The following is a 9,748-nucleotide window of genomic DNA, read 5'->3' as shown; positions in this document are numbered from 1 at the left end:
GAATTTGCTTGGCGACCATAGCGTTATGGACCCACCTGACTCCATGCCGAACTCAGTAGTGAAACGTAACAGCGCCGATGGTAGTGTGGGGTCTCCCCATGTGAGAGTAGGACATCGCCAGGCTTCCAATTTAAGTGTGGAGCGGTAGTTCAGTTGGTTAGAATACCGGCCTGTCACGCCGGGGGTCGCGGGTTCGAGTCCCGTCCGCTCCGCCACTTCTTAAAGAAACCTCAGCAGAAATGCTGAGGTTTTTTGCTATCTACGACCCTGAAAAGTGCTTCGCACTTTAGGGCGAGATACTAGCCTTCTTCAATTTCTGAAAGCGTCGCGATAACCAACTGAAATTACCGCAAAATAAGCATGATAATTAAGCTTTCAAGCGTAGAATTAACTAAGCGGAGTGTTTGTTTTCTTTTTGCACCTAGTCACTAAGAGCCTTTTTTCGGTGCTTATCTTCCTTGAGCTTTTCACATTCCCTGTCTGGAACTCAAAACACAAACCTGTCCACAATTAATGAGTGGTTAAAAGCTAATAATTTGATTTATAGGGATACAACGCCTACATCTAATGTATTAAAAAGCATACACAGAGTGATCATTGTTAATTTCTCTCACTTTTATTTATGCAATGAATGGAATACTTACCAGTGGTTCTTATCACTGAGACTTTTTTTATATACCATCGCGGTATTATCAGCTTATCTAACAGGGATAAAGGGATCACCAGATGAATGATTTGTCAGCTTTACTTCAAATGACATTGCTATGTAGTGCAATTGCAGCTTTGGTTGCAGGGCCTGCGGTGATTGCCTTGTTGGTATTTAACAAGTTCAAGCAAAAGAATCTTGCCGAAGAATCATAACCTTGTATGAATTCTGTCCACTTGGTTTAGCTTTCCCCAATCAACACTGGCTATTTAACTGATAACCATTAAAATAGCTTGCGTATAGGGGTGTAGCTCCAATTGGCAGAGCAGCGGATTCCAAATCCGCGTGTTGGGGGTTCGAATCCCTCCACCCCTGCCAAATTCAAAGCCTCAGCAGAGATGCTGGGGCTTTTTCATATATGGTATTTGGCTCTGCGAGCCAATTGTTGGGGGCTGGGGCGCCAGTCCGATCGAATCCCACCACCCTCGCCAAATTCGAAGCCTCAGCAGAAATGCTGGGGCTTTTTCGTATCTACTGTTCCCTCATTCAGTTCAATATTTGAATTGGCTAAAAGATCGCCTTAGCGAATAGGTTCTTTAAGGCGTATCATGTCAGCTTGGTTTTTCGATAGCATGGGTTTGAACGCCATGAATCAAGCGGCTTTACTCTTCTATATTGCGATTGGAGGTGCATTTGGTGCCTGTTCTCGCTACCTCATCTCCGAGCTATGCGCTGTGATGCTAGGGCGCGGCTTTCCTTATGGTACTTTGACGGTTAATGTCGTGGGCTCATTTATCATGGGGCTACTCGTTGCCGCCTTGGAGCAAGAAGTCTTTTCTCCAGGCCCTTGGCGCCATCTTATTGGACTTGGCTTCCTTGGGGCGCTCACTACCTTTTCCACGTTTTCTATGGATAACGTTTTGCTTCTTCAACAGGGTGAGTGGTTCAAAATGGGCCTGAATGTTGTGCTTAATGTTGTTATCTGTATCTTTGCTGCTTGGGCAGGCTTTCAGTTGTTAATGCGCGGTTAATCACTTTGAGTGGTTGAGATAACGGAAAGCATTCCCTATACTCGTTCGCTGATACTTGTCGGAGTGCCATTTGGCTGAGACTGCGAAAGCAGGATCCGTTGAACCTGATCAGGCTAATACCTGCGAAGGGAACAAGAGAACAACAATTGTGGTGTTCTGGGATAGTCATATCTATAAATTTCGCCACACCTCTTGCTCAGCAAATCCGGCAAGCATTTATTCCCAAAAATATATTGGAGTAATGCTATGTCGAACCGTAAACAAGCCAGAAATGAAGCAAAAGCCTTTATCGACAATCTGTCGGTACAACCCTTTCCAAACTCTCTTAAAGTTCATGTAGAAGGCTCCCGTCCAGATATTCGGGTGGGCATGCGTGAAATATCCCTAGCACCAAGCCTCATCGGTGGCACTAAAGATAACCCCCAGTTTGAAGAAAATGAGCCAGTTCGTGTTTACGACACCTCAGGAGTGTATACCGATCCTGACTACGAAATTGACATTTATGCGGGTCTGCCAAAGCTGCGTGAACGCTGGATAGAAGAACGCAGCGATACTGAACTTCTTGATGGAGTGACGTCAGACTTTGCCAAGACACGTTTGGATGATGACACACTGGACGAGCTTCGCTTTGGTAATCTGCCGTCCGTGCGTCGAGCCAAAAATGGGCAGTGTGTTACCCAACTACACTATGCACGTCAGGGCGTCATTACACCTGAAATGGAATACATCGCGATTCGTGAAAACATGGGTCGCCAGCAATATGCAGATGAGCAACTGAATCGTCAGCACCCGGGTCAGAACTTTGGTGCTAATCTTCCAAAAGAAATTACTCCGGAATTTGTCCGCAAAGAAGTGGCGGAAGGCCGCGCGATCATCCCTTCCAATATTAACCACCCTGAATCTGAGCCAATGATCATTGGCCGTAATTTTCTGGTGAAAGTGAACGCTAATATCGGTAACTCATCAGTCACCTCATCAATTGAAGAAGAAACCGAGAAGTTGGTGTGGTCTACCCGCTGGGGTGCAGATACCGTCATGGATTTGTCGACGGGTCGAAACATCCATGAAACCCGAGAGTGGATTTTGAGAAACAGCCCTGTGCCAATTGGCACTGTTCCTATGTATCAGGCTCTTGAGAAAGTAAACGGTATCGCTGAAAACCTGACGTGGGAAGTGATGCGCGACACCCTTATTGAGCAGGCAGAGCAGGGTGTTGATTATTTCACTATCCACGCTGGTGTGCTGCTGCGCTTCGTACCAATGACCGCTAAGCGTGTCACTGGCATTGTTTCCCGAGGTGGCTCTATCATCGCCAAGTGGTGTCTGGCGCATCATCAGGAAAGCTTCCTCTACACCCACTTCCGCGAGATTTGTGAAATCTGTGCGAAGTATGATGTGGCATTGTCGTTGGGTGATGGTCTGCGTCCGGGATCTATTGCCGATGCTAACGACGAAGCTCAGTTCTCAGAACTTCGCACTCTTGGTGAGTTGACCAAGGTGGCTTGGGAGTACGACGTTCAGGTGATGATTGAAGGCCCGGGCCACGTGCCAATGCACATGATCAAAGAAAACATGGAAGAGCAGTTAGAGCATTGCCACGAAGCGCCTTTCTACACGCTTGGACCTTTGACGACAGACGTTGCTCCAGGCTATGACCACATCACTTCCGGTATTGGTGCGGCGATGATTGGCTGGTTTGGCTGTGCCATGCTTTGCTACGTGACACCAAAAGAACATTTAGGACTTCCGAATAAAGATGACGTGAAAGTCGGCCTGATTACCTACAAGCTCTGTGCTCATGCGGCTGATTTGGCGAAAGGACACCCTGGGGCTCAAGTACGTGACAATGCGTTGTCTAAAGCGCGCTTCGAATTCCGTTGGGAAGATCAGTTCAACCTGGCGCTCGACCCAGATACTGCGCGCGCTTATCACGATGAAACTCTCCCACAGGAGTCAGGCAAAGTGGCGCACTTCTGCTCTATGTGTGGCCCTAAATTCTGCTCAATGAAAATCAGTCATGAAGTTCGTGATTATGCCAAAGGCCTTGATCTAGGCGAAGGCATCGAAGTGAAAATGTTGGAAGATCCGCTTGAAGGCATGAAGCAAAAATCGGCGGAATTTCTTGCTAAAGGCAGCGAACTCTACCACCAGAAAGCGTAGGAGGTGCTATGAACACCTCTCCCGTGTTTCCAAGGATAGAGGGGGGCATAGGCCCTCTCTATCCGGTGGTTGATGATATTGCCCTGTTGAAGCGTTTGCTGGCTTTTGGTGTGCGTACAGTTCAGCTTAGGATTAAAGATGCCAATCATCCTAACCTTGATGCCATGATCAAAGAGGCTGTTTCTTGCGGCCGTCTTTGTCAGGCTCAGGTATTTATCAACGATCACTGGGAAAAGGCTCTCGATGCCGGTGCATATGGGATCCATCTGGGTCAGGACGATTTGAAATCGGCGGACCTTGATGCGATAGCCCGTGCAGGTATTCGCCTTGGAGTGTCCACCCGAACGTCTGATGAACTGGATTTAGCCTTGTCTCTTAACCTGAGCTATTTAGCTATCGGCCATATTTTCCCAACGCCCACCAAACAGATGCCCACTCCACCCCAGGGCGTGGCGCAGTTGTCGAAGCATTTAGCGACAGTAGCAGGGAAAGTACCGACAGTGGCTATTGGGGGAATCGATCTCGCTAAAGCCCGAGAAGTCTGGCAAAGCGGCGTGGATGCGATTGCTGTTGTGCGGGCGGTCACCCAGTCCTGTGACTTGGCGGCAACGCTTCAATCATTCGCTGAGGTGCTGACAGAGGAGGCGAGAAATGAGCGTATCGTCGTCGAACAAAGCTAGTCTGTCAGACTGTGAGTTTGACCGTTACAGTCGCCAAATCATGTTGGATAACTGGGGCGAAGAGGCGCAACTGAAACTTTCCCAAGCCAAAGTACTGATAGTGGGATGTGGTGGTCTTGGAACTGCGGCATCGCAGTATTTGGCCGGGGCAGGAGTCGGACAGTTAGTGCTGGCTGATGGCGATGTGCTGGAGCGTTCAAACTTGCCGAGGCAAATTGCTTATCGTGAAAAGGACTTAGGCAAAGGTAAGGCGAAAGCGCTGAGTGAACAACTCAATGCGTTGAACAGCCTCATCCAATGTCGGCCCGTCACTCGTCAGCTAGATGGAATGGTGCTGGAGCTCGAAGCTTCCCTAGCCGATATCGTGCTTGATTGTAGCGACAACATGGCAACCAGACAGGCGGTGAATGCCGCCTGTGTGAAACTGGGCAAACCGCTGATTGCCGGTGCAGGCATTGGTTGGCAAGGTCAACTGATGACTTTCGATTTCAGGACCTCTTCCTCGCCTTGTTATCACTGCATATTTCCCTCCCATCAGGACCCTCACTCGAGGAGTTGTCAGAGTGCCGGTGTCGTAGGGCCAGTAGTGGGCAGTATTGGCAACTTTCAGGCTTTAGAAGCGCTGAAGCTGCTGATAGGCGAGTCTCTTCCTGCGAACTTTTATCAGTTTGATGGACAGTCATTTTCGCTCAAAAAGATGCTGATTGCTCGCGATCCTGAGTGCGCCATTTGTCAGCCTCGCGCACTTCTAAATAAGGAGGTCTCACATGCAGATCTTGCTTAATGATGAAGCCTATTCGCCAAAAACTGCCAGCGATTTGCTGGCATTGGTGAGTGAATTATCTCTGCCTGAACAGTCGGTGGCGATCGCTCTGAACGGTGAAATTATCCCCCGTAGCCAGTGGCAATCTACACCACTGTCTGAGGGTGTTCAGATCGCTATGTTTCAGGCCATTGCCGGAGGTTAATGATGTTAAAGATCGCTGATAAAACTTTTTCCTCACGCCTGTTTACCGGTACAGGAAAGTTCTCTGGTACCCAGGTGATGGCAGAGAGTATCGCCGAAAGTGGCTCCGAGTTAGTTACCATGGCGCTAAAACGTGTCGATATCCAAAAGCGTGATGATGACATTCTGGCGCCGCTGATTGCGTCGGGTGTGAATCTGTTGCCTAACACGTCGGGTGCAAAAACCGCGAAAGAAGCCATTTTTGCGGCAAGACTTGCCCTTGAGGCGCTGGGAACGAACTGGCTGAAGCTCGAAATTCATCCTGATCCTAAATACCTGATGCCTGACCCGATTGAAACCTTGAAAGCGGCCGAAGCACTGGTCAAAGAAGGCTTTGTGGTGCTGCCATATTGCCACGCCGATCCTGTGCTTTGTAAGCATCTGGAAGAAGCTGGTTGTGCGGCCGTGATGCCGCTCGGTGCGCCTATTGGCAGCAATAAGGGGCTGGCATCAAGGGATTTTCTCGACATCATCATCGATCAGGCCAAAGTGCCAGTCGTGGTAGATGCGGGTATTGGAGCCCCTTCCCATGCTGCTGAAGCGATGGAAAAAGGTGCAGATGCTGTACTGGTGAATACAGCGATTGCTGCGGCAGCTGACCCTGTCGAAATGGCTAAGGCATTCAAGTTAGCCGTAGAAGCAGGACGTATGGCGTATGAGTCAGGCTTAGCAGGTCAGGTAAAACAAGCTGTCGCTTCCAGTCCACTCACCGCTTTTCTTGATGAGCTGGCGTGACGGGAGGAGATATGGCTTTTTCTGATCATTGGCAGACGCTCAATTGGGATGATATCCGTCTCTCGATTTACAGCAAAACGGAAGCGGATGTTCAGCGGGCACTGGCCAAGCCAAAGCGGAATTTGGAGGACTTCAAAGCGTTGATCTCGCCCGCTGCGGAGCCCTTCCTTGAAGCGATGGCGCAGCAAGCTGCCGCACTGACACGCCGTCGATTCGGCTATACGGTCAATTTCTACGTGCCGCTTTATCTGTCGAACCTTTGCGCCAATGCTTGTACCTATTGCGGCTTTTCAATGGAAAACCGTATCAAGCGACGCACTTTGTCGCTGGATGACATTGAGCGAGAGTGCGAAGCGATTAAAGCAATGAACTTTGACAGCATCCTTTTGGTGACGGGTGAGCATCAAACCAAAGTGGGGATGGACTATTTTCGAACCTCAGTGCCTGCTATTAAGCATCATTTCAGCTATCTCGCCATGGAGGTACAACCCATGGAAACGAAAGACTATGCTGAGCTTAAAGGTCTGGGTCTAGACGCAGTGATGGTCTATCAGGAAACCTATAATCGCTCGACCTATGCCGAACATCATCTGCGTGGTAACAAGACGGATTTTGCTTTCCGTCTTGATACCCCTGACAGGCTTGCCCAAGCAGGGATCGACAAGATTGGCATTGGTGCTTTGATTGGACTGGATGAGTGGCGAACTGATTGCTTCTTTGTCGCCAGTCACCTTGAGTACATGGAGCGCACTTACTGGCGAAGCCGTTACTCGATTTCCTTTCCAAGGCTCCGTCCTTGTGAAGGTGCTGTGCAGCCAAAGTCGGTGATGACGGATAGGCAGCTGGTTCAACTTATCTGTGCCTATAGGTTGCTTAACTCAGAAGTGGAGCTTTCTCTATCGACCCGAGAGTCGCCTGAATTTCGTGATAAAGTGCTGCCACTTGGGATCACTTCGATGTCAGCAGCCTCGAAAACCCAGCCCGGTGGTTACGCCGATGATGAGCCTGAACTGGAGCAGTTTTCGGTTTCGGACGAACGTAGCGCGAGTGCTGTAGCTAATGCAGTAAAAGCAGCGGGCTTTGAAGTGGTTTGGAAGGATTGGGAGCAGGGATACTCTGGATGAGACGATAGTGTCCTTAATAGTCTTGACTCAAATATAAGATGGTTTGTAAAAATCTTGACTTTTATGTGGCTAAGGGGTTTCACCGCGCTAGACTGGTAAAGATTTTCAGTTGGTTATCAAGGAAGATAATAATGAAAAAAGTAGTTCTATCTATGTCCTTTGCCTTTATTGTCGCTTCGTGCACATCGACAATTGAGTCAAGCCCTTACAAACCTTCAGCGAGCGAGTTTGATATTAAGTCAGCGAAACGCTCCTTGTCCAAGTACGATGCAGTAACTGTGGATGATGATGGATTTATTGTCGTGAGCCATCAAATTCAGAGTGGCTACAAGTGGGATAAAATTGGTATGCGACAATATGGTTACGAAACTGCATGTGAGTGGCTGGAGTGGTATATTGATCGCGGCTTTATAGTGAATGTTTGGGCAAAAGGTCGAGGCGGAAGCTATGAATTTTATAACGCTGATAGATGTGCTGAAGGCCCTCCTACAAACTTGTAAAGAAAGGGCTCGAAAGAGCCCTTTTAAACTTTACTAATTTGAAATTGGAGCAGTTGCCTGCTTAAGCCACGCCAAGTCTTCCCCTTCCATTGATGGGCTAACATCCTGCCACACTTTCTGGTGGTAATCGTTCCACCAGGCAATCTCGCTGTCAGTCAGCAGTGATACATCCACTAAGCGGCGATCGATTGGTGCACGGGTTAATGACTCAAAACCAAGCACAGTCATGTCGCCCTGGGTTGGCACTTCTACCACCAACTCTAGATTTTCGATGCGGATACCAAAGGCATCAGCGCGGTAATAGCCTGGCTCATTTGACAACACCATACCTGGCAACAGCGCAACGGTATTCGGCGCTTTGGCAATGCGTTGAGGGCCTTCATGGACGCTTAGGAAGTGACCTACGCCGTGGCCAGTGCCATGGTCGTAGTCGAAGCCGTTAGCCCACAGGTGCTGACGCGCCAGCGCATCCAGTTGGCTACCAGCGGTACCCTTCGGAAAACGTGCAGTTGCCAGAGAAATGTGGCCTTTTAGTACCAGTGTAAAAGCCTGCTTTACTTCGTCGGAGCACTCACCAATCGCAACAGTGCGGGTGATATCGGTCGTACCATCCGGATACTGACCGCCTGAGTCCACCAGATAGACATTGTTCAGCTCAAGCTCGCCCGGCTCAGGTTGGTTCAGGTGGTTGTAATGGCACATAGCTGCATTGCCACCTGCTGCTGAGATAGTATCGAAGCTCAAATCTGCCAGGGTTTTATCTAGTTCGCGGAAGCTGTAGAGCTTGTCAGAAAGTTCAGCTTCGTTTGGCAGATTGCCCGCGGCGACTTCTTTATCCAGCCAGGCAAGGAAGCGGCTGACTGCCACGCCATCGCGGACATGGCTTGCTTTCATACCTGCGACTTCTACTGCGTTTTTGGCCGCTTTTGGCAGCATGCATGGGTCGGCAGCGTGAACGATAATAGCACCGTTTTGATTCAGTACCTGACTTGCCCAGGCATTGCTGGTTTGCGGGTCGACCAACACAGATTGGCCGGATAGTGCAGCCAGAGCCGATTCCAGTGCTTCTGGAGCTTGAACCGATACGCCTTCGCTCACATGTGCAGAGAAACCTTCAGGCAGGCGCGCAGGGTCGATAAACAGAGTGACTTCGCCTTTGGCATTGACGATAGCGCTGGCCAGCACCACGGGCAGACGTGATACATCACCACCACGGATATTCAGAAGCCAACAGATGCTGTCGAGCTGACTTAAAAGCGCTGCATCAGCACCAGATTTAGCAATTGCAGTACCGATTTCACGGCGTTTATCTTCGCTGTTTTGACCCACAATGTTGGTGCCCATCAGCCTTGCATCGGTCAGCAGGGGGGCAGGGCGATCATGCCATGCAGTATCGACCGGGTTGGTATCTACACACACCAAATCCAGCTTACCCTCGACCTGTTTCTTCGCAGATGCCAGCCAGTTCGCGCTATGAAGGCGTGGGTCAACGGCAACTTTGCTGCCTTGAGGCAGGTTGTCTTGCAGCCATTGCAGGGCAGGCTCTTCAATCAGATGACGGTATTCGAAAATGTCATCAGGCACTTGCTTGCGTACCTGTACCGTGTAGCGGCCATCAACAAACATCGCGGCTTTGTCTCGCGCGATAACCGCCGCACCCGCTGAGCCAGTAAAACCTGTCGCCCAGTGGAGGCGTTCATTGTGCTCGGGGATGTATTCGCCGAGAAATTCGTCTTCATGAGGAATGATCAGAGCGTCCAGTGCCTGTTCTTCCAGCCAGCGTCTCAATGCATCGACGCGCTGCGCAATAATGGCGTGCATTCTTCGTCCTTATTTGGGTGATCGTATAGGGGTCTTTGGTTGTCT

Annotated in this window: 10 protein-coding genes, 2 tRNA genes, 1 rRNA gene and 1 riboswitch; of the genes, 12 read left to right on the top strand and 1 reads right to left on the bottom strand. The window is 49.7% G+C overall.

Translation table 11 applies throughout. The features are described 5' to 3' along the window. Positions 1–7: 7 nt before the first annotated feature. The 12 genes from rrf (at position 8) to QL223_RS21775 (ending at position 7,882) form a co-directional block, all read left to right on the top strand. Positions 8–123: ribosomal RNA gene (gene rrf, locus QL223_RS21830) — 5S ribosomal RNA — on the top strand. Positions 124–138: 15 nt separating this feature from the next. Continuing rightward, positions 139–215 (top strand) — tRNA-Asp (locus QL223_RS21825). A 511-nt stretch (positions 216–726) separates the two neighbouring features. Then, on the top strand, positions 727–861 hold the full coding sequence (locus QL223_RS21820; protein WP_281545959.1) for a hypothetical protein: 135 nt from the start codon (positions 727–729) through the stop codon (positions 859–861). Positions 862–947: 86 nt separating this feature from the next. Then, positions 948–1,024 (top strand) — tRNA-Trp (locus tag QL223_RS21815). 269 nt (positions 1,025–1,293) lie between these two features. Beyond that, the gene (gene crcB, locus QL223_RS21810) at positions 1,294–1,677 is read left to right on the top strand and encodes a fluoride efflux transporter CrcB (RefSeq protein WP_046305573.1); all 384 of its coding nucleotides are present in this window, start codon (positions 1,294–1,296) and stop codon (positions 1,675–1,677) included. Between the two features lie 49 nt (positions 1,678–1,726). Further along, positions 1,727–1,825, top strand: a riboswitch (TPP riboswitch). A 98-nt stretch (positions 1,826–1,923) separates the two neighbouring features. Then, positions 1,924–3,837 carry a phosphomethylpyrimidine synthase ThiC gene (gene thiC, locus QL223_RS21805; protein WP_281545958.1) on the top strand — a complete coding sequence of 638 codons (1,914 nt, stop codon included), beginning with the start codon at positions 1,924–1,926 and terminating at the stop codon, positions 3,835–3,837. 8 nt (positions 3,838–3,845) lie between these two features. After that, positions 3,846–4,517, top strand: a complete 672-nt coding sequence (thiE, locus tag QL223_RS21800) for a thiamine phosphate synthase (protein ID WP_281545957.1) — start codon at positions 3,846–3,848, stop codon at positions 4,515–4,517. Continuing rightward, entirely contained in the window at positions 4,489–5,301 is an 813-nt protein-coding gene (locus QL223_RS21795; protein WP_281545956.1) for a HesA/MoeB/ThiF family protein, read from the top strand. Before thiE ends, QL223_RS21795 begins: the two co-directional genes overlap by 29 nt. Continuing rightward, positions 5,285–5,485: a sulfur carrier protein ThiS gene (gene thiS / locus QL223_RS21790; RefSeq protein WP_281545955.1), complete on the top strand. Its 201-nt coding sequence runs from the start codon at positions 5,285–5,287 to the stop codon at positions 5,483–5,485. The genes QL223_RS21795 and thiS overlap by 17 nt, the downstream gene beginning before the upstream one ends. A gap of 2 nt (positions 5,486–5,487) precedes the next feature. Beyond that, positions 5,488–6,258 carry a thiazole synthase gene (locus QL223_RS21785; RefSeq protein ID WP_281545962.1) on the top strand — a complete coding sequence of 257 codons (771 nt, stop codon included), beginning with the start codon at positions 5,488–5,490 and terminating at the stop codon, positions 6,256–6,258. A gap of 11 nt (positions 6,259–6,269) precedes the next feature. Continuing rightward, positions 6,270–7,382 carry a 2-iminoacetate synthase ThiH gene (thiH, locus tag QL223_RS21780; protein ID WP_281545954.1) on the top strand — a complete coding sequence of 371 codons (1,113 nt, stop codon included), beginning with the start codon at positions 6,270–6,272 and terminating at the stop codon, positions 7,380–7,382. Between the two features lie 131 nt (positions 7,383–7,513). Then, complete coding sequence (locus tag QL223_RS21775; protein ID WP_239644008.1) at positions 7,514–7,882, top strand: hypothetical protein; 369 nt, start codon at positions 7,514–7,516, stop codon at positions 7,880–7,882. 33 nt (positions 7,883–7,915) lie between these two features. On the opposite strand, the gene QL223_RS21770 is transcribed toward QL223_RS21775, so the two are convergent. After that, a complete protein-coding gene (locus QL223_RS21770; RefSeq protein WP_281545953.1) occupies positions 7,916–9,703 on the bottom strand; it encodes an aminopeptidase P family protein in 1,788 nt (595 codons plus the stop codon). Positions 9,704–9,748: the final 45 nt, after the last annotated feature.

The organism is Grimontia sp. SpTr1, assembly GCF_947387585.1.
GTDB lineage: Bacteria > Pseudomonadota > Gammaproteobacteria > Enterobacterales > Vibrionaceae > Enterovibrio > Enterovibrio indicus.
Note: the sequence above shows the minus strand (reverse complement) of the source record. Positions and strands in the feature narration are given on the sequence as shown.